At 69.3% G+C, this 23,381-nt stretch carries 20 protein-coding genes; 8 read left to right on the top strand and 12 right to left on the bottom strand.

Going from position 1 to position 23,381, the window contains the following annotated elements:
- Positions 1–5 precede the first annotated feature (5 nt).
- From LK996_RS15285 to LK996_RS15275, 3 genes are read left to right on the top strand one after another with little or no spacing between them, the layout of a single operon-like run.
- Positions 6–974, top strand: a complete 969-nt coding sequence (locus tag LK996_RS15285) for a hypothetical protein (RefSeq protein ID WP_230528230.1) — start codon at positions 6–8, stop codon at positions 972–974.
- Positions 974–1,990 carry an alpha/beta fold hydrolase gene (locus LK996_RS15280; protein ID WP_230528229.1) on the top strand — a complete coding sequence of 339 codons (1,017 nt, stop codon included), beginning with the start codon at positions 974–976 and terminating at the stop codon, positions 1,988–1,990. Before LK996_RS15285 ends, LK996_RS15280 begins: the two co-directional genes overlap by 1 nt.
- Positions 1,977–2,909 carry a homoserine kinase gene (locus tag LK996_RS15275; protein ID WP_230528228.1) on the top strand — a complete coding sequence of 311 codons (933 nt, stop codon included), beginning with the start codon at positions 1,977–1,979 and terminating at the stop codon, positions 2,907–2,909. The genes LK996_RS15280 and LK996_RS15275 overlap by 14 nt, the downstream gene beginning before the upstream one ends.
- On the opposite strand, the gene LK996_RS15270 is transcribed toward LK996_RS15275, so the two are convergent.
- Both LK996_RS15270 and LK996_RS15265 read right to left on the bottom strand, forming a co-directional pair.
- Positions 2,867–5,968 carry an efflux RND transporter permease subunit gene (locus LK996_RS15270; RefSeq protein ID WP_230528227.1) on the bottom strand — a complete coding sequence of 1,034 codons (3,102 nt, stop codon included), beginning with the start codon at positions 5,966–5,968 and terminating at the stop codon, positions 2,867–2,869. The genes LK996_RS15275 and LK996_RS15270 overlap by 43 nt on opposite strands.
- A gap of 1 nt (position 5,969) precedes the next feature.
- Positions 5,970–7,109 (bottom strand): efflux RND transporter periplasmic adaptor subunit, encoded by a 1,140-nt coding sequence (locus LK996_RS15265; RefSeq protein ID WP_230528226.1) that lies wholly within the window; start codon positions 7,107–7,109, stop codon positions 5,970–5,972.
- Between the two features lie 106 nt (positions 7,110–7,215).
- On the opposite strand from LK996_RS15265, the gene LK996_RS15260 reads away from it, so the two are divergent.
- From LK996_RS15260 to LK996_RS15250, 3 genes are all read left to right on the top strand, one after another.
- Positions 7,216–7,908, top strand: coding sequence for a TetR/AcrR family transcriptional regulator (locus LK996_RS15260; RefSeq protein WP_230528225.1), 693 nt, complete (start codon positions 7,216–7,218; stop codon positions 7,906–7,908).
- A 115-nt stretch (positions 7,909–8,023) separates the two neighbouring features.
- The gene (locus tag LK996_RS15255; RefSeq protein WP_230528224.1) at positions 8,024–8,680 is read left to right on the top strand and encodes a protein-L-isoaspartate O-methyltransferase family protein; all 657 of its coding nucleotides are present in this window, start codon (positions 8,024–8,026) and stop codon (positions 8,678–8,680) included.
- 36 nt (positions 8,681–8,716) lie between these two features.
- Positions 8,717–10,120, top strand: a complete 1,404-nt coding sequence (locus tag LK996_RS15250) for a TolC family outer membrane protein (protein WP_230528223.1) — start codon at positions 8,717–8,719, stop codon at positions 10,118–10,120.
- Between the two features lie 54 nt (positions 10,121–10,174).
- Here the strand turns inward: LK996_RS15250 and waaA are convergent, their stop codons facing one another.
- Positions 10,175–11,485: a lipid IV(A) 3-deoxy-D-manno-octulosonic acid transferase gene (gene waaA / locus LK996_RS15245; RefSeq protein WP_230528222.1), complete on the bottom strand. Its 1,311-nt coding sequence runs from the start codon at positions 11,483–11,485 to the stop codon at positions 10,175–10,177.
- A 54-nt stretch (positions 11,486–11,539) separates the two neighbouring features.
- Here waaA and lpxL point away from each other — a divergent pair, with 54 nt between their 5' ends.
- A complete protein-coding gene (lpxL, locus tag LK996_RS15240; protein ID WP_230528221.1) occupies positions 11,540–12,460 on the top strand; it encodes an LpxL/LpxP family Kdo(2)-lipid IV(A) lauroyl/palmitoleoyl acyltransferase in 921 nt (306 codons plus the stop codon).
- Between the two features lie 366 nt (positions 12,461–12,826).
- Here lpxL and LK996_RS15235 read toward each other — a convergent pair whose 3' ends face one another.
- From LK996_RS15235 to LK996_RS15205, 7 genes are all read right to left on the bottom strand, one after another.
- Entirely contained in the window at positions 12,827–13,600 is a 774-nt protein-coding gene (locus tag LK996_RS15235) for a glycosyltransferase family 2 protein (RefSeq protein ID WP_230528220.1), read from the bottom strand.
- A complete protein-coding gene (locus tag LK996_RS15230) occupies positions 13,597–14,940 on the bottom strand; it encodes an O-antigen ligase family protein (protein ID WP_230528219.1) in 1,344 nt (447 codons plus the stop codon). The genes LK996_RS15235 and LK996_RS15230 overlap by 4 nt, the downstream gene beginning before the upstream one ends.
- Positions 14,918–16,060, bottom strand: coding sequence for a glycosyltransferase (locus tag LK996_RS15225; protein WP_230528218.1), 1,143 nt, complete (start codon positions 16,058–16,060; stop codon positions 14,918–14,920). The genes LK996_RS15230 and LK996_RS15225 overlap by 23 nt, the downstream gene beginning before the upstream one ends.
- A 13-nt stretch (positions 16,061–16,073) precedes the next feature.
- Positions 16,074–16,286, bottom strand: coding sequence for a zinc-finger domain-containing protein (locus LK996_RS15220; protein ID WP_230528217.1), 213 nt, complete (start codon positions 16,284–16,286; stop codon positions 16,074–16,076).
- Between the two features lie 71 nt (positions 16,287–16,357).
- Positions 16,358–17,086, bottom strand: a complete 729-nt coding sequence (locus tag LK996_RS15215; RefSeq protein WP_230528216.1) for a pirin family protein — start codon at positions 17,084–17,086, stop codon at positions 16,358–16,360.
- Positions 17,083–17,679, bottom strand: coding sequence for a YceI family protein (locus tag LK996_RS15210; RefSeq protein WP_230528215.1), 597 nt, complete (start codon positions 17,677–17,679; stop codon positions 17,083–17,085). The genes LK996_RS15215 and LK996_RS15210 overlap by 4 nt, the downstream gene beginning before the upstream one ends.
- Before the next feature lie 15 nt (positions 17,680–17,694).
- Positions 17,695–18,327 (bottom strand): malonic semialdehyde reductase, encoded by a 633-nt coding sequence (locus tag LK996_RS15205; RefSeq protein WP_230528214.1) that lies wholly within the window; start codon positions 18,325–18,327, stop codon positions 17,695–17,697.
- A 106-nt stretch (positions 18,328–18,433) separates the two neighbouring features.
- On the opposite strand from LK996_RS15205, the gene LK996_RS15200 reads away from it, so the two are divergent.
- On the top strand, positions 18,434–19,411 hold the full coding sequence (locus LK996_RS15200) for a mitochondrial fission ELM1 family protein (protein ID WP_230528213.1): 978 nt from the start codon (positions 18,434–18,436) through the stop codon (positions 19,409–19,411).
- A gap of 28 nt (positions 19,412–19,439) precedes the next feature.
- Here the strand turns inward: LK996_RS15200 and glnE are convergent, their stop codons facing one another.
- Together glnE and LK996_RS15190 are read right to left on the bottom strand one after the other, a co-directional pair.
- Positions 19,440–22,214: a bifunctional [glutamate--ammonia ligase]-adenylyl-L-tyrosine phosphorylase/[glutamate--ammonia-ligase] adenylyltransferase gene (glnE, locus tag LK996_RS15195; RefSeq protein WP_425493799.1), complete on the bottom strand. Its 2,775-nt coding sequence runs from the start codon at positions 22,212–22,214 to the stop codon at positions 19,440–19,442.
- Positions 22,214–23,356, bottom strand: coding sequence for a flavin monoamine oxidase family protein (locus LK996_RS15190; protein ID WP_230528211.1), 1,143 nt, complete (start codon positions 23,354–23,356; stop codon positions 22,214–22,216). The genes glnE and LK996_RS15190 overlap by 1 nt, the downstream gene beginning before the upstream one ends.
- Positions 23,357–23,381: the final 25 nt, after the last annotated feature.

Here is a 23,381-nt window from a genome sequence, read left to right as displayed (position 1 = left end):
CACGCGTGAAGGCGCGCTGGCTTGCGCTGATGTGCGCCGCGTGCGCGGGGCTCGCTTCCGCGACGCCGGTGCGCGTGCCCGAGGCCGACCGCCGCGGCGAAGAGCAGACCTACCTCACCTTCCCCGAGTGGTTCCTCGTCTTCAGCCCCGACGAGTTCGCCGACTCGCTGGAAGCGAAAGGCACGCCGAGTGCGTTCCCGTGGTTCGCCCACGTGCGCCAGTTCTGGAGCGCCTACGGGCGCGTGTGGGACGCGACGCAGCAGTACCCGTTCAATGGCGAGTACCACACGATGATCGGCGTGATCGGCACGAGCACGACGGTCGAATACGGCATTCGCGGCGCGTACGAAACGCTGGTCGGTCGACTTACCGAACTCGCATCGGCGCCGGGTGCGACGCCCGAGGATCGCCTCGCCGCCGAGCAGGCGCGCGCCTACGTCGAGTTCGTGCGCGTGCGGCCGTGGTACGAGTTCGACTTCGTCGCGCCGCTCAAGCGCCTGTGGACCGACACTCCGATGTTCGGCCCGGACATGCTGCGCAAGTGGGAGCGCCGCTATCTGTTGACCAGCGATTGGGCGGTGAAGGCCGGCTACGCGGCGCTGCTCGAACAGGCGACGCGTTCGACGTTCGAGAAACCGAAGGAGACGACGGTCAGCGTCGTGCGCGAGGGCGATCGCAGCGAAGTCGTCGCGCTTCCGCGTTACCAGGGTTTCACCGATGCGGCGATGGCGATCGCGCAACGCGGCGGCACGTTCGAGGAGATCGCCGGCAATCGCGGGCCGATCCTCGCAAGCGTCGTCGTGCCGATGATGCAACCCGTCGCGCCGGGGACGACGGTGCTGATTCGCCAGCCGATCCTCACGCGACCGGGCTTCGAACGTCGCGTGCTGCAGGTGCCCGTGCCGCGCCTCGCCGCCGAACTGCGCGCGCACGCGGCGGCGGGCGATGCGGTCGAACACGTGTTCGACTACTGATGCGGCGGCTCCTGCGCTGGTTGGTGCGCGGCGTGGTGGCGCTCGTCGCGTTGCTCGTCGTGTACGTGATCGCCAGCGTTGTCTACACGTCGGTGCACGAGCGTCGCGACCTCGCGCAGTCCGCGCCGCGCGACGGGCGCATCGTGACCGTCGATGGTGTGCGCGTGTTCGCGCGACTGCATCCGGGCCGCGCGGATCGCGTGCCGGTGTTGCTGGTGCATGGCACCGCGGCGTGGAGCGGGACGTGGTTCGAGCTGATTCCCGCGCTGCAGCGCGCGGGCTGGCCGGTGATCGCGGTGGACGTGCCGCCGTTCGGTTACTCGGACAAGGCGACGCACACCGACTTCTCGCGCAAGGCGCAAGCGGCGCGGCTGCGTGGCGTGCTCGACGCCTTCGGCATCGAGCGGGCGATGGTGGTCGGGCATTCGTTCGGCGGTGGCCCCGCGCTGGAACTCGCGTTGCGCGAACCTGCGCGCGTCGAACGTCTCGTGCTCGTCGATGCGGCGCTTGGCCTGACCGCGCCACCGCCCGATGCCTCCAGCGCCGCCTGCCGAGCGCTCGCGATGCCGCGCGTGCGCAACGTGCTCATGTCGTCGACCGCCGCGAATCCGCTGTGGAGCGGCACCTTGTTGCGCAGCTTCGTCGCGCGCAAGGACGCGGTCACGCCGCAACGCATGGTCGCGTATCGCGAGCCGGCGTCGTTGCAGGGCGCCTCGAACGCACTCGGCGCGTGGGCGCACCACTTCGCGTGCGTGCGCGAGACCGGCATGAGCATGGACGCCGACCGCATCCGCGCCATCGGCGTGCCGATGTTCCTGTTGTGGGGCGCCGACGACACGATCACGCCGCCCGCCCAGGCCACGCACCTGCAATCGCTGGTGCCCGGCACGCCCTTGCGCATGATGGAGGGCGTCGGCCACATCCCGCACATCGAAGCGCCGGATGATTTCGCGCGCCTGCTGCTCGATACTCTCGCAGCCCCCGCCCGCCTGGCCGCAATCGATGACCCGCAGTGACGCCATCACCGCCCACGCCCCCGCCGGCGTCGGCAACATCGGGGTCGGCTTCGACCTGCTGGGCCACGCGATCGCGGGCCTGCAGGATCGCGCGACGGTGCGCCGCATCGACGAACCCGTGATCCGCGTGGCCGCGGTGCGCGGCCCGTTCGACGTTTCGATCATTCCGTTCGACGACGAGCGCAACACCGCCGGCCGCGCGTTGCGTGCGTTGCGCGAAGGCCTGGCGTTGCCGTTCGGATTCGAGGTCGAGCTCGACAAGGGCATTCCGATCGGGGCGGGGCTCGGCGGTTCTGCCGCATCGTGCGTCGCCGCGCTCGTCGCCGCCAACGCGTTGCTCGATGCGCCGCTCTCGCGCGACGGGTTGTATCCGTTCGCGATGGAAGGCGAGTACGCGTCCAGCCGCAGCCACCAGGGCGACAACGTCGGGCCGATGCTGATCGGCGGCGTCGCGCTGGCGACATCGCATCGCCTGATGCCGCTGCGCGTGCCGGCGTGGTTGCACGCGGTCGTGGTGCACCCGGACCAGGTGCTGGAAACCCGACGCTCGCGCGAAGTGCTCGTCGAACCGTTTCCGCTGTCGACCGTCGTCGCGCATGGCGCGCGACTCGCGCAGTTCCTGCTCGGCCTCGAACGCGGCGACGCCGCGCTCATTCGCGACGGTCTGCAGGATGTCCTCGTCGAACCGCGTCGCGCGCCGCTCGTGCCGGGTTTCGCGCAGGTGAAGGCTGCGGCGATGGATCACGCCGCGCTCGGCGCGAGCCTGTCGGGCGCAGGCCCGAGCGTGTTCGCGTGGTTTGCTTCGGAAGCAGAAGCGAAGGCCGCCGCGCCGGCGATGCAGGCTGCATTCGCCGACGCGGGGTTCGCTTCGCGCGCTTACGTCTCGCCCGTCGCCGGGCCGCGCGCCGACATCGACTGATTCGCCACCGGTTCTTCGCCGCGCTTCACGCGGAACCACGCCGCGTACAACGCCGGCAGGAACAACAACGTCAGCACCGTCGCGACGATCAGCCCGCCCATGATCGCCACCGCCATCGGCCCGAAGAACGCCGAACGCGTGAGCGGGATCATCGCGAGCACCGCCGCGAGCGCGGTGAGCACGATCGGGCGGAAGCGGCGCACCGTCGCCTCGACGATCGCGTGCCAGCGATCGTTGCCGTGCTGGATGTCCTGTTCGATCTGGTCGACCAGGATCACCGAGTTGCGCATGATCATGCCCGCGAGCGCGATCGTGCCGAGCATCGCCACGAAGCCGAACGGCACGCGGAACACCAGCAGGAACAGCGTCACGCCGATCATGCCGAGCGGCGCGGTCAGCAACACCAGCATCGTGCGCGAGAAGCTGCGCAACTGCAGCATCAACAGCGTGATCACGACGAACAGGAACAGCGGCATGCCGGCCTTGATCGAGTTCTCGCCGCGCGCCGAGTCTTCCACCGTGCCGCCGGTTTGCAGCAGGAAGCCTTCGGGCAATTCGGCGCGGATCCCGTCCAGCGTCGGCAAGATCTGCGCGACGACCGTCGGCGGCGTCAGCTCGTTGCGGATGTCCGCGCGCACGGTGACCGTCGGCAGGCGATCGCGGTGCCAGATGATGCCGTCCTCGAACACGTACCGCAGCGTGGCGATCTGCGAGAGCGGCACCGTCACGCCGTTCTGCGTCGGCACTGCGAGGCTGCCGAGCAGGTCCAGGCGCGTGCGTTCGTCGTCGGCGCCGCGCAGCAGCATTTCGATCAGCTCGTTGCCTTCGCGATACGTGCTCACGTGCAGGCCGGACAGCGAACCCGAGAGGAACTTCGACAGGTTCGACGTGCTCACGCCGAGCGCGCGCGCACGATCCTGGTCGATCTCCAGGCGCACGACCTTGCTCGGTTCGTCCCAGTCGAGGTTGACGTTGGCGACGTTCGGGTTGGCGCGCACCTTCGCTTCGACCTGCTTGGCGATCGCGCGCACGCGGTCGATGTGTTCGCCCGATACGCGGAACTGGATCGGATAGCCCACCGGCGGTCCGTTCTCCAGGCGCGTCACGCGCAACTGCAGCGCCGGGAACTGCGGCGCTACTTCGTCGATGAGCCACGTCCGCAACGCTTCGCGCGCTTCGGCATCGTTGGCGCGCACGACGAACTGCGTGAAGTTCGCGGCAGGCAGCTGCTGGTCGAGCGGCAGGTAGAACCGCGGCGAGCCCGTGCCGATGTACGCGACGAAGCTGTCGATGTCGTCGCGCTTCTTCAGCAGCGCTTCCAGGCGCTTGGCCTGCGCTTCGGTCGAGCGCAGCGACGAGCCTTCGGCGAGTTCCATGTCGACCATCAGCTCCGGTCGCGTGGAGTCGGGGAAGAACTGCTGCGGCACGAAGCGGAACAGCAGCAGCGATGCGATGAACGTGGCCACCGTCGCGGCGATCACCAGCTTGCGATGTTCCAGGCACCAGTCGAGCAGGCCACGGAAGCGCTGGTAGAACTTCGTCGCGTGCGGATCGTGCGCTTCCTTGTGCTGCTTGTGCAGGTCGGGCAGCAGCTTGTCGCCGAGATACGGGATGAACAACACCGCCGCGATCCACGACACCACCAGCGCGATCGTCACGACCTGGAACAACGAACGCGTGTATTCGCCCGTGCTCGACGCGGCGGTCGCGATCGGCAGGAAGCCCGCCGCCGTCACCAGCGTGCCGGTCAGCATCGGGAACGCGGTGGTGTCCCACGCGAAGCTCGCTGCTTTCACGCGCGAGAAGCCTTCCTCCATCTTGATGGCCATCATCTCGACCGCGATGATCGCGTCGTCGACAAGGAGGCCCAGCGCGAGCACCAAGGCGCCGAGCGAGATCTTGTGCAGGCCGATGTCGAAGAAGTGCATCACCGCGAAGGTCATCGCGAGCACCAGCGGGATCGACACCGCGACCACCAGGCCGGTGCGGAAACCCAGCGAGAAGAAGCTCACCACCAGCACGATCGCGACCGCTTCGGCGAGCACCTTCACGAACTCGCCGACCGATTCGCTCACCGCGTGCGGCTGGTCGGAGACCTTGCGCAGTTCCATGCCCACCGGCAGCGTGCCCTGCAGGCGCGCGAATTCGACTTCCAGTTTCTTGCCGAGGCGGATGATGTCGCCGCCGTCCTTCATCGCGACCGCGATGCCGATGGCGTCCTGCCCCATGAAGCGCATGCGCGGCGCGGCCGGATCGGAGAAGCCGCGTTCGATCGTCGCGATGTCGCCGACGCGGAACGTGCGGTCGCCGACGCGCACCGGGAAGTCGCGGATCTCGTCGACCGAACGCAGCGCGCCGGTGACGCGGATCTGGATGCGATCGCTGCCGGTCTCGAAGAAGCCGGCCGGCACCACCGCGTTCTGTTCCGACAACGCCTGCTGCACGGCCGCGAGCGGAATGCCGAGCGAGGCGAGCTTGGTGTTCGACAACTCGATCCAGACCTTCTCGTCCTGCAGGCCGATCAGTTCGACCTTGCCGACGTCGGGGATGCGCTGAAGTTCGAGTTCGATGCGCTCGGCGTAGTCCTTCATCACCGCGTAGTCGAAACCCGGCCCGGTGAGCGCGTAGATGTTGCCGAAGGTGTCGCCGAACTCGTCGTTGAAGAACGGACCGATCGTGCCTTCCGGCAAGGTCGGCTCGATGTCGCCGATCTTCTTGCGCACCTGGTACCACAGGTCCGGCACTTCGTCGGACGGCAGCGAGTCGCGCGCCATCATGATGACCTGCGATTCGCCCGGTCGCGAATACGAGCGGATGAACTCGTACTTGCCCGTCGTCATCAGCGCCTTCTCGATGCGCTCGGTGACCTGGCGCGAGACTTCCTCCGCCGTCGCACCCGGCCACACTGTGCGCACGACCATCGCCTTGAACGTGAACGGCGGATCCTCGGATTGTCCGAGGCTGCGGTAGCTCATGACGCCGAGCACCGCGAGCACGAGCATCGCGTAGACGACGAGCGTGCGGTTGCGCAGCGCCCATTCGGAGAGATTGAAGCGCATGTCAGCGCGCCTTTGGCAGCGGTCGGTTGTCGCGATCGACCGGCGTCACGACCTGGCCTTCGCGCAACAGGTGTCCACCGGCGGCGACCACGCGATCGCCCGCGCGCAGGCCCGACAACACCGGCACCGAGTCGGCGCCGAACGGGCCGACGCGCACCGGCACGCGCTTGAGTGCATTCGTGTTCGGATCGACGACCCACACGGTCGTCGCGCCGTTGGTGCCGCGCTGCAACGCCGACAGCGGCAGGCGCAGCGCCTGCGCGCCCGCGTGCGAATTGGCGATGTAGACGCGCGCGCTCTGGCCGAGGTCGACTTCACCGGCGACGTTGGGATCGATCGCGATGCGCGCGGCGTATGTGCGCGCCTGCGGATCGGCGGCCGCGGCGAGTTCGCGGATGCGGCCCGGCAAGCGTTCGCCCGGCTTGCTCCACAGTTCGACGAGCACGGGCTGGCCGACGCGGAATTCGCGGATGCGCGACTCCGGCAACGCGATCGCGACTTCGCGACCCGCATCGCCCGCGAGCGTGAACACCACCTGCCCCGCGGTGATGGTCTGTCCTGCTTCTGCGGTACGCGTGGCGATGACGCCGTCGCGCGGTGCGCGCAGTTGCGAGTAGTCGGCCTGGTTGCGCGCGACATCGAGTTGCGCGCGCGCGGCGCGCGCCTGTCCGGCGGCCGCCGTATACGACGCGTCCTGCGCATCCTGCGTCGACTTGCTGACGAGTTGTTCCTTCGCGAGCGTGGCGTAGCGCTTCTGGTCGGACGTCGCGCGTGCGAGTTCGCCTTCGGCCGCGGCGAGTTGCGCGCGCGCCGCGTCCACTTGCAGGCGCACGTCGCCGGGATCGAGTTCGGCGAGCACCTGGCCGCGACGCACGCGATCGCCTGCATCGACGTGCCGACTGACGAGCTGGCCGCCGATGCGGAACGACAGCGGGCTTTCTTCGCGCGCGCGGATTTCGCCGGCGAAGGCGCTGGGCACGGCATCGGCGCCTGCGCCCACGATCACCACGAGGGCGGGGCGTGGCACCTCGACGGGCTTCTCGTCACTCCCGCACGCCGACAGCGCGAGCGCGCCACCGAGCACCAGCGAAACGAAGACATGTCGAAAAAATAGGCGATCGGTGGGGGGATGCCGGTGCATCCTGCGCTGGGCTTCCATGAGGGGTCTCGTTGCCGGGCCTTTTTGAACTGGCCGGTAGAGTATAAATAGCGAACCCCGTAGTCCAGTATTTCGTTATAGTAGGCCCATGGTGCAGCGTCCTCGTCCCAAACCCGAATCCGCCGACGGCATGCGCCTCCCCGAGAAGCGCGCCGCCGGCCCCGGCCGTCCCAAGGACCTCGGCAAGCGCGCCGCGATCCTCGCCGCGGCCAAGCGCCTGTTCGTCGCGCAGGGATTCGCAGGCGTGAGCATGGACCAGATCGCCGCCGACGCCGGCGTTTCCAAGCTCACGGTCTACAGTCATTTCGGCGACAAGGAAGCGTTGTTCGCCGCGGCCGTGCAGGCGCATTTCGAGCAGCAGTTGCCGGAATCGCTGTTCGCCGCCGCCGACGCGGCGCCGCTGCACGACGGCCTGATGCAGATCGCGCGCGCCTTCTTCGCGATGATCATGGATCCCGACGCGCTGGCCGGGCACCGCATCATGTGCACGCCGCAGATGGTGGAAACCGACATGCCGCAGCGCGCCTGGGAAGTCGGGCCGCAGCGCGCGATCGACATGGTGGCCGACGTGCTGCGCCATCACGTCGACGCGGGCGAACTGGACATCGACGATGTGCCCCGCGCCGCGTCCCAGTTCCTCTGCCTGGTGAAGGGCGACCTGCACCAGCGCGTGGTCTTCGGCTGCGCGGCCGCCCCGCTCGCGGACGAGGCCGAAGCCCAGCTGGAGGGTGCGGTCGACATGTTCCTGCGCGCCTACGGCACGGCCCGGACCCGGGGTTGACCCCCCGCATGACCATGGGCCCGCTGACTTCCGGCACTGAGTTGGAGTGTGCTACCACAGCGATGCTGTGCCGGCCGGGCGTAAAATATCCGGCTTTCCGCGCGAGACGAACGACATGACGATGGATTACGGCAAGGCCCGCGAACTGATGGTCGAACAACAGGTTCGACCGTGGGACGTGCTCGACGCACGCGTCCTCGACGCGCTGGTGTCGATTCCGCGCGACGCCTTCGTCCCGTCGCAGCATCGCGCGCTGTCGTACGCCGACGTCGCGCTTCCGCTCGCCCACGGCGAATCGATGATGAAGCCCGTGGTCGAAGGCCGCGTGCTGCAGTCGATCGACGTGCAGGCCGGCGACGAGGTGCTGGAGATCGGCACCGGCAGCGGCTTCCTCACCGCGTGCCTGGGCCGCCTCGGCCGTGAAGTGCACAGCATCGAACTGCACGCCGACCTCGCCGACGAAGCGCGCGCGCGCCTGGATGCGATGGGCCTGGGCGTCAACGTGCGGATCGAAGTCGCCGACGCCTTCGCCTGGAACACCGAGCGCCGCTTCGACGCGATCGTCGTCACCGGCGCCGTCGATGCGATCCCGGGCCGTTTCCTCCAGTGGCTGCGCCCCGAAGGCCGCATGTTCATCGTCCGCGGCGCTTCGCCGGCGATGGAAGCGGTCGTGGCGCGCAACGGCGTCAACGGTCCGCGTATCGAATCGTTGTTCGAAACCGACCTGCCCTATCTCGTGGGCGCCGCTCCCGCGCCCCGCTTCGATTTCTAATTCCCCTTACACGCATTGAATCCGGAAGGAACCCGCATGAGCCGTCGCCCCCTCGTCCTGGCCCTAGCCTTCGCCCTGTCCGCGCCGCTGGCTGCGCACGCCGAAGACCTGCTTCAGACTTACGAGCTGGCACGCGCCGGCGATCCGCAGTTCTCCGCCGCCGAATCCAACCGCCTCTTCGTGAAGGAAGGCTCGGTGCAGGCGCGTGCGGGCCTGTTGCCGCTGGTCAACGGCCAGGCGACGTACGACAAGTCGAACAGCGACTCGAGCGGCCAGCAGGTGTTCGCCGGCACGCCGCTCGGCGCCAATGATTCCAGCACCGACACCACGACGCGCCAGTACGGCGTCAGCCTCACGCAGATGGTGTACGACCACTCGCGCATCACGCGCCTGCGCAGCGCCAACGCGCTGAGCGAAGCGAGCGACTTCACGCTCGAATCGGAAGGCGCGTCGCTGATCACGCGCACCTCCGCCGCGTACTTCAACGTGCTCGTGCAGCTGGAAAACCTCGCCGCCGCCGAATCGGCCGAGACCGCGCTGCAGAAGCAGTTCGACTTCGCGAGCAAGCGCCTCGAAGTCGGTCTCGCTCCAATCACCGACGTGCACGAAGCGCGCGCGCAGTACGACACCGCGCGCGCCAACACCATCACCGCGCGCAACCTCGTCGAAGACGCTTACCAGGCGCTCGCCGAAATCACCGGTCGCCCGGTCGCCGACCTCAAGGGCCTGCCGGAAGACTTCCAGCCGCAGCTGCCCGAACACGCCGGCGAAGACGACTGGGTGAAGATGGCGTTCGACAACAATCCCGCGCTCAAGGCGAAGGAACTGCAGGTGAAGTCGGCCGAGCAGGATGTCGGCACCGCGCGTGCGGGCCACTACCCGACGCTCTACTTCGGCGCCAACTACGGCAACACGACGAGCGACGGCGACACGACGAACAACCTCAACGCCACGCAGACCGCGTTCGACAACGAGAACGACTCGAAGTCGGTCGGCCTCACGCTGAACGTGCCGATCTTCGCCGGTGGCGCGACGCAGTCGGGCGTGCGCCAGGCGCTCGCAACGCGCGACATCCGCCAGGACGAACTCGAGCAGCAGCGTCGCAACCTCGAACGCGCGACGCGCAACGCCTACCAGACCGTCGTCGCCGGCGTGAGCGAAGTCGAAGCGCGCCGCCTGGCGGTCGTGTCGGCGAAGGCCGCGTACGAAGCCTCGCAGGTCGGCCTCGAGGTCGGCACGCGCACCGTGCTCGACGTGCTGGTCAACCAGCGCAACCTGTTCCAGTCGCAGCAGGCCTTCGCGCTGGCGCGTTACAACTTCCTGCAGAGCGTGCTGAACCTCGAACAGGCCGCGGGCACGCTGGACGTCGACGACGTGCAGCGCATCAACCGCTTCCTGACGGTGAACGTGTCGGCCGCGGTGCAGCAGCCGACGCAGTAACCGATCGCCGCAGGGCGTTCGAATGGAGCCCGCCGCAAGGCGGGCTTCGTCGTTTCAGCGTCGCGTCGCGGGCAGCACCGGCGCGATCATCGCGAGACTCCGCGCGAGCGCACCGCGTCCTTCCGCCACCAGGCGTCGTCCTGCATCGGCCATGCGTGCGCGCGCCGCTTCGTCGGCCAGCAATTCGGCGAGGGCCGCGTGCACTTCGTCGACGTCCTTCGCGATGCGCACCGCCTGCGCGTCCTGCATCAGGCGCGCGATCTCGGCGAAGTTGTGCAGGTGCGGACCGGTCACCGCCGCGGTGCCGACCGCCGCGGGCTCCAGCAGGTTGTGTCCACCGATCGCCTGCAGGCTTCCGCCCACGAAGGCGACCTGCGCGCAGGCGTAGAAGCAGATCAACTCGCCGAGCGTATCGACGATGAACACATCGTCGCCCGGCCCTGGGAGGCGCGTGAGCTTGCGCGTCGCCACGCGCCACCCCGCCGCATGCGCGTGATCGACGGCTGCGCGGAAGCGTTCCGGATGCCGCGGCGCCCACAGCAGCAACAAATCGGGAAAGCGCGCGCGCAGGCGACGATGCAGGTCGACCACCGCCTCCTCTTCGCCTTCGTGCGTGCTCGCCGCGATCCACACCGGCCGCGTGCCTGCCTGCGCGACGAACTTGGCGACGAAATCGCCGATGCCTTCCGGCACCGGCGTATCGAACTTGAGGTTGCCCAGTTCGACGACCTGCTCGGCGCGCGCGCCGAGTGCGATGAAGCGTTCGCCGTCGGCCTGCGATTGCGCGCCGACGCGCCAGAGCGTGCGCAGCGCACGCGAGATCAGCGGCGCGAGCACGCGATAACCGCGCAGCGAACGCGCCGACAGGCGTGCATTGAGGATGTACGTCGGCACGCCGTTGTCGCGCGCGCCGAACAACAGGTTCGGCCACAACTCGGTTTCGAGGATCAGCCCCGCGCGCGGGCGGAAATGCTCGAAGAAGCGATCGACCGCGCCGGGCAGGTCGTACGGCAGGTAGACGTGGCGCACCGCGTCGCCCCACAGCGCGCGCACGCGCGCCGAGCCCGTCGGCGTGATCGTCGTGACGAGCAGGGGCAGCTGCGGATGCAGGCGGCGGATCGCGTTCACGAGCGGCGCCGCGGCGTTGACTTCGCCCACCGACACCGCGTGGACCCACAGGATGTCGCGCGGCGCGTCCTCGTCCTGCGGCCGGCCGTAGACGCCGTAGCGCTCGGGCCAGCGACGGAAGTACGCGCGCTGGCGGAACCCACGCCAGATCAGGTGGTACACCGTGATCGGAAGCAACACGTACAGGGCGGCCGAATACAGGCCACGCAGCACGCGCTCGATGGGGTCCGTCCGCATAGGCGGGCAGGATATCGGACTTGTTCGTTGGAGGTTGCCCTTAGAATCGCGGGCATGACGCAGGACACCCCCGTCGATCGCCCGCCCCTCGGGCCGCGCCACTGGACCACGTGGGCCGGCATCGGTGCGATGGCCGCGCTGGCGCGCCTGCCGTGGGCGGTGCAGCGCGGGCTCGGGCGTGTCGCCGGCGCGTTCCTGCGTGTCGCGCTCCCGAAGCGGCGTCGCATCGCCGAACGCAACCTGCAACTGTGTTTCCCCGAGCTCGACGCCGCCGCGCGCGATGCGCTGCTGCGCGAACACTTCGCCTCGCTCGGCATCGGCCTGTTCGAATTCGCGCGCGCGTGGTGGGGCTCGGTCGCGCCGCTGCGTCGCGGTCTCATCGTCGAAGGCCTCGAACACCTCGAAGCCGCGCGCGCGGGCGGACGCGGCGTCATCGTCGTGTCCGGCCACTTCACCACGCTGGAAATCTGCGGCCGCCTGATGTGCGACTACGCGCCGCTCGCCGGCATGTATCGCCCGCACGCCGAGCCCGCGATGGAATGGGCGGTGAAGCACGGCCGCCTGCGTTACGCGCAGGCGATGTTCACCAAGTTCGAAGTGCGCCCCGCGGTGAAGCACCTCAAGCAGGGCGGCCTGTTGTGGTACGCGCCCGACCAGGATCCGAGCCGCGGCGACACCGTCTACGTGCCGTTCTTCGGTCTTCCCGCGCACAGCCTGGCCTCGACGCACCAGCTCGCGCGCCTGGCGGGTGCGGCGGTGGTCGCGTTCCAGCATGCGCGTCGCGCGGACGGCGGTTACACGTTGCGCGTGTTGCCGGCGCTCGATGCGATTCCGTCGAAGGATGCGACCGCGGATACCGCGCAGGTCATGGCCGCGATCGAATCGATGGCACGGCAAGCGCCCGACCAGTACCTGTGGATCCATCGCCGATTCAAGCGGCAACCCGACGGCTCGACGCCGTACGCTGGCATCTGAGAGCGAAGAGCGCGAAGAGCGCGACTTCGGATGGGCGGGGCGGCACGTGCAGGCGTATGTATCCCGCCGGTTCTGGCAAGCGCCATCCATGGCCAGCCAAGAACCGTGCGCAAAACCCTCCATGGTTTTGCTCGGGGTACATACGCCTGCACGTGCCGCCCCGCACCTCGGATTCACTCTCTCCACATCTTCGGCGAGAGCGAAGAGCAGAAGCTGAAGCGCAGCCGGAGTTGTAGGGCGTTGCCCTTACGACGGGGGCCGTGCGCCCGGTCTTTGGCTGGCCATGGATGGCGCTTGCCAGGACCGGCAGAGGGGAACATGCATATGCGCGCCCCTCCGCCCGACCGAAGCGATGCAACCCGTTCTTCAACTCCGAAGTGTCGGCTCGTCCGAGCTGCGCTGCGCTTCGAGCAGCTTCGCGTATTTGAGGAAGGTGTAGAACGCGTGCGTGCGCGCGGCGAAGAAGCCCGCCCACCCGTCGAGGAAGTAGCGCTTGCCGATGTACAGCTTGAGGAAGGCGAGCGTCGGCTGCAGCAGGATGCGCATGCCGATTCCGCGCACGCCGCCCTGGCGCTTGTGCACGACCAGGCCGCTCGAATAACGATTCACCTTGTCGACGCGATCGGCGAGCCGCGGTTCGCCGTAGTGGCGGAACGGCGCGTCGAGATCGCGTCGATCGCCATCGACCACGGGCGCGGCGTGGACCGGCACCGTGTTCATGCGCCCGCGCGACTTGCGAAACAGCCGCAACTGCCAGTTGCCGCGCGCGTGCGGGTGCGCCCAGCGCCAGAACAGCCACTCCTGCCGCGGCAGGCGATAGCCGTCGGCGCGCGCGTTGCGCAGTTCGAGTTCGATCGCCTCGCGGCCGGCGTCGGTCAGGTGTTCGTCCGCGTCGAGCAACAGGATCCAGTCGTGCGTCGCGAGGTCGATTGCGTGCTGCTTCTGCGGGCCGTAACCGGCGAACGGCTTCGTCGCGATGCGTGCGCCGTGGCGCCGCGCGATCTCGACGGTCGCATCGGTCGATCCCGAATCGAGCACGACGCGCTCGTCGCAGAACGCCAGGCTCGCAAGACACGCGTCGAGCGTGGAAGCGTTGTTGAACGTGGTGACGACGCCGGAAATCGGCGGACGCCCGCTCACGCGTGGGGCTCCTGCGCGTCGGTGTCGCGACCGAGCAGGCTGCCCGCGTACAACGCCGCGAGCATCAGTGCGAGCCCGCCCCAGAACGTCGAATAGAACGCGAGGTGCGTGTTGAACGGGAACAGCGTCGCCGCGAGCGCGAGCATCGCCGGCCGCGCGTGTTCGCGCGATTCGGGCGAAGCGAAACGCCATGCGCGCCAGCCGAGCGCCAGGCCCGAGAGCCAGAGCACGAGTCCGAAGGTGCCGGTCTCGCTGGCGACTTCGAGGACGATCTGGTGCGCGTGCAGCGCCGGGCCTTCGCCCCACGCCGCGAGCTTGCCCGCCGCCGGGTCGCACGCCGGGAACGCTTGCCGGAATCCACGTGCGCCGACGCCGTTGACCCAGTGCGTGCGATACATGCACACCGCCGCCGACCAGATGCGCGTGCGCCCGGAGAGCGCGGTGTCGACGTCCGATTCCTTCGTGGAGACCAACTGCATCGTGCGTTCGATGCGCTCGCCGACCTGCGGCACGAACACGCCGAGCACCGCGAGCGAAATCGCACCGGCGGCGAACACCGCCATCAGGCGCTTCCATCCCAGCACGCGCCAGCCCGACCACAACAGCACGAACCCGTACACGACCCACGCCGCGCGCGCGCCGGCGAGCAGCACGACCGCGCCGATGAGGAACGCCGCGACGAACCAGCCCATCGCACCGAAGCGCCGCGCCGCGTAGTACAGCGCGAACGGCGACATGCTCGCGAGCATCGGACCGAACTTGAGGTTGCACGGCCCGAGGATGCCGCTGAGGCGATCGACGGCCAGCACCGCTTCGTCCGAACACATGCCGTGTCCGCTGATCATGCGCTTGACCGAATCGATGCCGAAAAACAGCGGGCTCGTGCCGGTGACCGCCTGCATCAGCGCGTCGAACGTCCACACCAGCACGATGACCGCAAGCCCGGTGAAGGTGACGCGCCGCCCCCGATCGTCCGCGACCGCGGCCGCGACGAGCCACAGGAACGGCAGGTAGCGCAGGTCGACCGCGGCTTCGCGGAACGCACGCGCGGGATCGACCGCATCGATCGCCGACACCGCCTGCGGCAACCAGTACGCGAAGAACAACACGCTCGTGAGCGCCCACGCCGGCGCGCTCAGCAACTGCGCGCCACCGCGGAAACGCGCGAGCAGGAGCTTGACGATCGCCGCGAGCGCGCCGAGCACGAGGATGCCTTCGGCGTAACCGGGCGCCGGCCACAGCGCCACGAACGCCAGCACCCACGCCGGCGCCCAGCGCCAGCCCGCGGGGGCGCGTTGCGCTTCCGCACTTCGAGGATCAGGTCCGATCGAGTTCTGCATTGAGTCCTGCATCGAGTTCTGCATAGACGGCGAGCGTCGCCTCCTGCATCGCACGCAACGTGTAGGGCATCGTAACCGGACGCGGCGGCGGCGCGTCGAGCATGGCGTCCGCGGTGCGCTCGAGCAACGTGCCGTCGAACGGGGGAACGGCGCCGCGCGGTTGCAGCGTGCGCAGCAGTTCGCCGACGCCGCCGTGATCCCAGCCCACCACGCAACGCCCGATCGCCATCGCTTCGAGCACGGTGCGGCCGAAGGCTTCGGGCTTGCGCGAGAGTTGCAGCACCAGGTCGCTCGCGGCGTAGGCGTCGGCGATCGCGAACGTCGACGGGGTGAACGCCACGACATCGGACAGGCCGAGGTCCGCGGCCTGCGCTTCGAGTTCGCCGATGTAATGGTCGCGGCCTTCCTCGCGGCTGCCGGGCAACCACAGGCGCGCGTCGCGGCCGTTCGCGCGCAGTGCGGCGAGCAGCGTCAATGCGTCGGCATGGCCCTTCAGGCGCGTGCCGCGACCGGGCAACAACAACAGCGGGCCGTCGCCGCCGAGCTGCGGATGCAGCGTCGTCGCGCGGCGGCGCGCATCTTTATCGGGCCAGGGATGGTGCGGGAAGGATTTCGCATCGATGCCGCGCGGGACGACGCGCAGCTTCGACGGATCGGTCTTCGGGTAATGCGCGAGCACGTAGTCGCGCACCGTCTCCGACACGCAGACCACGCGTTCGCCGCGCGTCATGATCGCGCTGTAGCGCGACGGCGAGTTGAGTCCGTGCACTGTGGTGACGAAGCGTGGCGCCGCGCGGCCCATGCCGCGCACCGCGCGCCAGCCGATCCATGCGGGCAGGCGCGAGCGCGCATGTACGATGTCGACGCGCTCGCGTTCGAACAAACGTCGCAACGTCGTGACATGACGCAGGGTCAGCAGCGACTTGCGGCCGATGTCGAGCCGCACGTGCTCCGCGCCCAGTGCGACGAGGCGCGGCACGAGGCGACCGCCGGCGGACACGACGATCGCGCGATCGCCCGCGCGCACGAGTGCTTCGGCGATCTCGAGGGTGGAACGTTCGACGCCGCCCGCATCGAGCGCTGGCAGCAACTGGACGATCGTCCGGCGCGGACCGGCCATCGTCGCGGGAAGATCAGTCGACGAGCACGAAATGCGAGCCGCAGTAAGGGCACGTGGATTCGCCCCCTTCGGCCTCGATCGGCAGGTACACGCGCGGGTGCGAATTCCACAGCGCCATCGACGGCAGCGGGCAGCTCAGCGGCAGGTCGGCGCGGCGCACTTCATAGCGCTGTTGCGCGTTCGCCGGCGCGGCGGCGACGGGAGCGTGGGAGTGATGTTCGGCCATGGCGCTGAGGGGTCTGCGTGATGCGCGGGCCGGAAGTTTACCAGCCGGCCCGTGTCGCGCGGCTTCGGAGCTCAGGCCGGCAGATCGAAGAGCAACACCTCGGCGGCGCCGCGGCCCAGCAGGCGGCGCGTTCCGCCCTCCTCGACCAGGCCCAGCGCGTCGCCGGCCGAAAGCGCGCGGCCATCGAATTCGGCATCGCCCGTCGCCACGTGCAGCCAGTAGCGGCGCGCGGGATCGAGGACCACGTCGACCGCCTGCCCGTCGGCCAGGCGCACCGCGCGCAGCCAGGCCTGCTGGCGGAGCGGCAGCGCGCCGTCCACGTCGCCCGCGGTATCGGGCGCGACCAGCGTCGCCCAGCGCCCTTCGCGCGCGGCCGGATCGAACGCGCGCTGCGCATACCCCGGCTGCGCATTGAGCCGATCCGGCTGGATCCAGATCTGCAGGAAATGCACCGGCGCGTCCTTCGACCCGTTGAACTCGCTGTGCTCGATGCCGTGGCCCGCGCTCATCCACTGCACTTCGCCGGGTTGCAGAACGCCTTCGTCGCCCCGCCCTTCATTGGACGCGTTGTCGCGATGCGCAAGCGCACCCGACAACACGATGCTGAGGATCTCCATGTTCGCGTGCCGATGCGGCGGGAAGCCGCCGCCCGGCGCCACGATGTCCTCGTTGATCACGCGCAGCGGCCCGAACCCCATCCACTGCGGGTCGTAGTAGTGCCCGAACGAAAAGGTGTGGCGGCTGTGCAACCAGCCTGCCGACACCTCGCCGCGCGCACCGGCGGGCCGCTCGAGGATCACTTCGCCGCGTCCGTCGGCGCCTGCGGCACCGTGGCCTCGGTGGTGATGCGGAGCTGCACCTCGTCGCTGGAGCTCGGGATGAACTTCGCGATGCCGAACTCGCTGCGCAGGATCGTGGCCGTCGCGTCGAAGCCCACCTTCGGTGCACCGCCGCGGCCTTCGCCGGCCTTGTTGAGGGTCACGTCGAGCACGACCGGCTTCGTGACATCACGGATCGTGAGGTCGCCGGTCACCTTGAGCTTGTTCGGCGAAGCGCCCTGCTCGACCTTCGTGCTCTTGAAGCGCGCGGTCGGCCACGTTTCGGCATCGAAGAAGTCGGCGGTGCGCAGGTGCTCGGTGAGCTTCGGCACGAACGCATCGAGGCCCGACAGCGGCAGCGTGACGTCGACGCTCGACGCTTCGACCTTGTCCGGATCGAACACGAGCGTGCCGTCGGCGCCGCCGAAGTTGGCGGACGGGCGCGAGAAGCCGCCGTGGTCCCACGACGCCAGCACCTGGGTGTGGTTCGGATCGAGCTTGTAGGTGTTCGACGCGGCCTGCGCCGAACTGATGGCGAGCAGGAGGGACGCGATCAGCAATCTGGTGCGAGTCATGGGGGTCCTCGTGGGTTAATCGATGCGGCAGGCTTCGTCGAAATTCAGGCGCGGCGAGCGCGGGAAGATCGAAGCGGGATCGCCCTTGCCGAGGTTGACCAGGAAGTTCGAGCGCCAGCTGGTGCCGGGGAAGAACGCGGCGTCGACCTTCGCGTTGTCGAAGCCCGACATCGGGCCGCAATCCAGGCCGATCGAACGCGCGGCGAGCAGCAGGTATGCGCCCTGCAGGCTGCCGTTGCGCAGCGCGATGGTGCGCAGGTCGGGCTCGGGCTTGGTGTCGAACCAGCCGCGCGCGTCGGTGTGCGGGAACAGCACCGGCACCTTTTCGTAGAACGCGATGTCGTAGGCGACGATCGCCGTGCACGGCGCGGCCATCGTCTTCTTGTAGTTGCCTTCGTCCAGTGCGGGACCGAGCTTCGCCTTCGCTTCGGGCGAGCGCACGAACACGAAGCGCGCCGGACAGCTGTTGGACGTCGTCGGTCCCCACTTGAGCAGGTCGTAGAGGCGATGCAGCGTGGCGTCGTCGACCTCGCCGGTGAAGCGGTTGTAGGTGCGGGCCTGCCGGAACAACTGGTCGAGCGAGGCGTCGGGCAGCGTCGGCTTGAAAGCGTCGCCGTCGTGCTGGTCTTGCGGGTTCGAAGCGGGCATCTCGGGGCGGGTCCGTGCCGTGGCGCGCAGTTGCGTCGAGACGCGCAGTGTAGAGTGTCGCGCGTCAAGCGGCCGAGACCGTGGCCGCAACGGACCGATTTCCTGCGTGCAACAGCCCTCGCCCGCCGCTTGCTGGACGCTCACCGATGGACGCGCGGGCAACGTGCGCCAGGCGCGGGCGCTCGCGCATGCGATGGGGTACGGCGATGCGCGCGACGTGACGCTGCGGCCCCGCGCGCCATGGCGCTGGGGCGCGCCGCGCGCGATGCCCGGCAGCGACCACGCGTTCAGCGGGTTCGCACCGATGCTCGCCACGCCGCCGTCGCTCGCGATCGGATGCGGGCGACAGGCCGCGCTCGCCACGCGCCGGCTGCGCATGCGCGGCGCGCAGGCCGTGCAGATCCTCGACCCGCGCCTGCCGCCGCACCTGTGGGACCTCGTGGTCGCGCCGGAACACGACGGCCTCGCCGGCGACAACGTCATCACCCTCGTCGGCAGCCTGCATCCGGTGGACGACGTGTGGCTCGCGCAGGCGCGCAGCGACTTCTCGATCCTCGCGCCGCTCGCATCGCCGCGCACCGCGTTGCTGCTCGGCGGGCCGAGCGAACACATCGCCGGTTACGACACCGCGGCGCTCGCGCGCGACCTCCGGCAACTCGATGCGCGGCTGCGTGCCGAGGGCGGCAGCCTGCTCGCCACCACGTCGCGCCGCACGCCCACCGACTGGGCGCAGGCGTTGAAGACGCACTGCGCCGACATTCCGGGCCTGCGCTGGTTCGCGCCGACCACGCCGGGCGGCGACGACAGCGACAATCCGTACGCAGGCCTGCTCGCGTGGGCGGACCGCATCGTGTGCACCGCCGATTCGGTGAACATGCTGAGTGAAGCGAGCGCGACGCGCGTACCGGTGTTCGTGCTCGGGCGCGAGTCGGTCGACGGACGCCTGCGTCGCTTCCACGACGCACTCGATCGCATGGGCCGCGTGCGGGCGTTCGACGACGCGCTGGACGCGTATGCGGTCACGCCGCTGCGCGAGACGGCGCGCGTCGCCGCCGAAGTGCGCGCGCGGTTGCCGAAGCGCTGACGCGCGGCAGCGCGGACCGGAACGTCGCTCAGCCGAACGCGAGCCCCGCGCCTTGCGTCGCCGCGCGGATGGTCGCGCGCGCCGCCGCGATCGCATCGGTTTCCGCGGTGATGCGCGGGCGGCGATCCAGCGTGCACTTCAATCCCGCATCGAGCAGCGCCGCATGCGCCGCGAGCAACGCATCGCAGCGTTCGCGATCGTAGAGCCCGTCCTCGCACGCCAGGCGCAGCAGCCCCGGCGTATCGCGCGGCTTCAGCCACGCCGCATTCTCGTCGGCGCGATCCAGCACGCCCCACTGCAGCAGGAACTCGAGGTCGACGAGGCCGCCATCGCCTTGCTTGAGATCGAAGCGCGCCGCATCCGTGCGATCGAGTTCGGCGCGCATGCGCTGGCGCATCTGCACGATCTCGCCGCGCAGCGTTTCCGGGTCGCGTGCGCGTGCCAGCGTTTCCGCGCGCACGCGTTCGAAGTCCGCGATCAGCGTGGCATCGCCTGCCACGCCGAGCGCGCGCACCAACGCCTGGTGTTCCCAGGTCCACGCGCGTTCGCGCTGGTAGTCGGAAAAACTCGCGAGGCTCGACACCAGCAGGCCCTTCGCGCCATCGGGGCGCAGGCGCACGTCGACGTCGTACAGGCGCCCCGCGCCCGTCACGGTGCCGAGCAGCGCGACGATCTTCTGCGCCAGGCGCGCGAACCAGCGCGATGCATCGAGCGGCCGCGCACCGTCGGAATGCGCATCGGGCGGCGCGTCGTAGAGAAACACGAGGTCGAGGTCGGAACCGAAGCCGAGTTCCTGGCCACCGAGGCTGCCGTAACCGAGCACGGCGAAACGCGCACCGGGCACGCGGCCATGCGCGCGTTCCACTTCGCGCTGCGCGAGTTCGAGCACGACCTGCACCACCGCGTCGGCGAGCCACGCCAGCAATCGCGCGCTGTCCTGCGCCGACTGGCGCGCATCGAGCGTCGCGAGCGCGATGCGGAAACTCAGCGCCTGGCGCACTTCGTTCAGGGCCATCAACGCGGCTTCGGCATCGTCGTCGCGCAGCGTCGCGCTGCAGGCGGCGACGAAGTCCTCGCGCGCGGGCATCGCTTCATTGGTGCGTCGATCCAGCAGTTCGTCGAGCAACAGCGGATGCGCCGCGATGCGTTCGGCGAGCAGCGCGCTACCCGAAACCACGTCGACCAGGCGCGCGAGCGCGGGCGGTTGTTCGTCGAGCAACGCGAGGTAGCTCGCGCGACGGAGCAAGGTGTGCAACAGCGGCAACACGCGACGCAACGCGGCATCCGGTTGCGTCGCACGCGCGGCGGACGCGAGCAACGCTGGCAGCACGCGATCCAGGCGCGCGCGCGTCGCGTCGGACAACGTGCGCACGCCGGGCGCGCGCGCGAAATCGCGCAGGCTGCCGTCGAGCGTTTCGCTGTCGCGGAAGCCCGCGTCGGTGAGCGTCTGCGCATCGCCCGCGTCGGGCAACGCGCGCCAGTAGGTCGCGAGTTCGCTCGGCGCCGCGGTGCGACCGCGCGGGGCGAGCAGCGCTTCGAATTCGGTGGCCACGCGACCGCGATGCGCATCGAGCGTCGTGCGCAACCCCGTCCAGTCGTCGAACCCGAGTCCGCGCGCGATGCGATGGCGATCGAGCTCGCCCTGCGGCAAGGCGTGCGTCTGCGCGTCGCGCAACATCTGCAGGCGATTTTCGAGGCGGCGCAGGAAACGGTATGCGTCGGTGAGCGCCGCGCCCGCTTCGGTCGACACCTGCCCTGCGTCGACGAGCGCATCGAGCGCCGGCAGCAGGCGGCGTTCGCGCAACGCGGGCTCGCGCCCGCCGCGGATCAACTGCAACGCCTGCACGAGGAATTCGATCTCGCGGATGCCGCCGGGGCCGCGCTTCACGTCGTCGGCGAGTTCCTTGCGCGCGACTTCCGCGGCGATCGCGGCCTTCATCTCGCGCAGGCCGTCGAGCGCGCCGTAGTCGAGATAGCGGCGATAGACGAAGGGCCGCAGCGTTTCGAGAAAGCGCAGGCCCGCGGCGACATCCCCCGCGACCGGGCGCGCCTTCTGCCACGCGTAGCGTTCCCAGTCGCGACCTTCGCGCTGGAAGTACGACTCCATCGCGGCGAACGGCAGCGCCACGCGCCCCGCGTTGCCGAACGGGCGCAGGCGCAAGTCGACGCGATGCGAGAACCCGTCGGCCGTCACTTCGTCGAGCAGCTTCGCGAGTTGTTGCCCGAGCCGCGCGAAATAGTCTTCCGCCGCGAGCGAACGCGGGCCGTCGGCTTCGCCTTCCTGCGGATACGCGTAGACGAGGTCGACGTCGGAGGAGAAGTTGAGTTCGCCGCCGCCGAGTTTGCCGAGGCCGAACACCACCAGCCGCTGCGCGCTGCCGTCGGGCGCGCGCACGCGACCGAAGCGTTCCGCGAATTCGACTTCGAGTGCTTCGAGCGCGACCTGCAGGCATTGATCCGCGAGACGCGTGCTGCCCGCGAGGGTCGCGTCGACATCGTCCACGCCAGCGACGTCGCGAAAGACCAGGCGCGTCGATTCGGCGGTGCGATGTCGCCGAAGCAACGTCCCCCAATCGCGTCGCGCATCGCGCGCGAGCACCAGCGACGCGGGCGGCGCGAACGAAGCGAGCGTATCGACGAGCGCCGGCTGCCTGAGCAGCGTGTCGATCGCGAAGTCGCTCGCGCGCGCGACGTCGAAGAGGATGGATTCGGCATGGGGCGCCCAGGGCGTGGGCACGGCGGCGCGCAGTCGTTCGAGCTGGCGCTTGGCGTAATCGTCGGCGAGGTCCGTCATCGCCGACATCATTCCGATGGACGTGGCATGAGGCAAATAAAAAGCCCGCCCCGGACGAACCGGTTGCGGGCCTGCTCCCTCCCCCACGTCGGGATGCAGCCCAAGGGTGAAGGATTCGTTATCGCGAATGCACGCTGCACTGCAAAAAAATACCGGCGGGTACAGGAAGGCTCACGCGGCACGCCGCGATCGCCTTGCCTGAATGCGCGGCGGAAGGTCAGCACGACACCGCTGCCTTCGGTGCGCACGGCTTCGAGCACGTGGCCGGTTTCGACGGTGCCGGGCATCCGGTCGGCGAGCGTGCGGGGAATCAGATCGTTGCCGCCGCGCACGTGGAAGCGCTCGTCGCTTTCGCCGAAGACCTTGAACGCGTCGTCGTCCTCGGTGCCGATGAAGGTGAGCAGGTTAAGCGCGCTCTGCTCTTCGATCTGCAGGCCCATCTCGGTGGTGTACGCCACGTCGATCAGGTCGCGCAGCCAGCCGCTCACGCCGTTGCGGTCGAGCCATTGCGCGATCGAGATCGCGTCGAGCGCGCGGAAGGCGGGGTTCGTGTCGGTGTAGTCGAGCGCGCCTTCGCCGAGCGTCGCGACATCGCGTTCGATCATCGCCGCGATCGGGACGAAGGCTTCGACGAGTTCGCGTTCGCCGATGCGGCGGCCGCCGAACCACCACGTATCCACGTCGGTATCGCCGTCGAGCAGGTCGTCGAGCGTGATGCCGAGTTCGGACGCGAGCGCGCGGATGCGCACGTGTCCCGTGTCGATCAGTTCGCCGCCGAGTTCGATCACCTGCCCGTTCGGGAAGTGGTCGCGCAGGCTGAGCATGCGACCACCGACGCGCGCTTGCGCTTCGAACACACGCGCGGGCACGCCGGCCTGGCGCAGGCGCCATGCGGCGGTGAGGCCCGCGATGCCGGCGCCGACGATCGCGACGTCGGGCATGCCGCCGCCGCCCGCGATGCGTGTCGCCGGTGCGCATGCGGTGAGCGCGAGGCTCGCCGCGGCGCCTTGCAACAATCGGCGACGCGTGGCGTCGACGCGCAGCGCGCGGCCGCGTTCCTGGAATTCGTCGAGCGGCATGTCGGCGTGCGAAGCATTGCGCGCGATGCGTGCGGCGCGTTGCAGCAGGGCGAACAACGGCGTGCGGGCCATGGCGATTCCTTGTCGGTACCAGCGA

It is taken from the genome of Noviluteimonas lactosilytica (assembly GCF_020866925.1).
Lineage (GTDB): Bacteria > Pseudomonadota > Gammaproteobacteria > Xanthomonadales > Xanthomonadaceae > Noviluteimonas > Noviluteimonas lactosilytica.
Note: the sequence above shows the minus strand (reverse complement) of the source record. Positions and strands in the feature narration are given on the sequence as shown.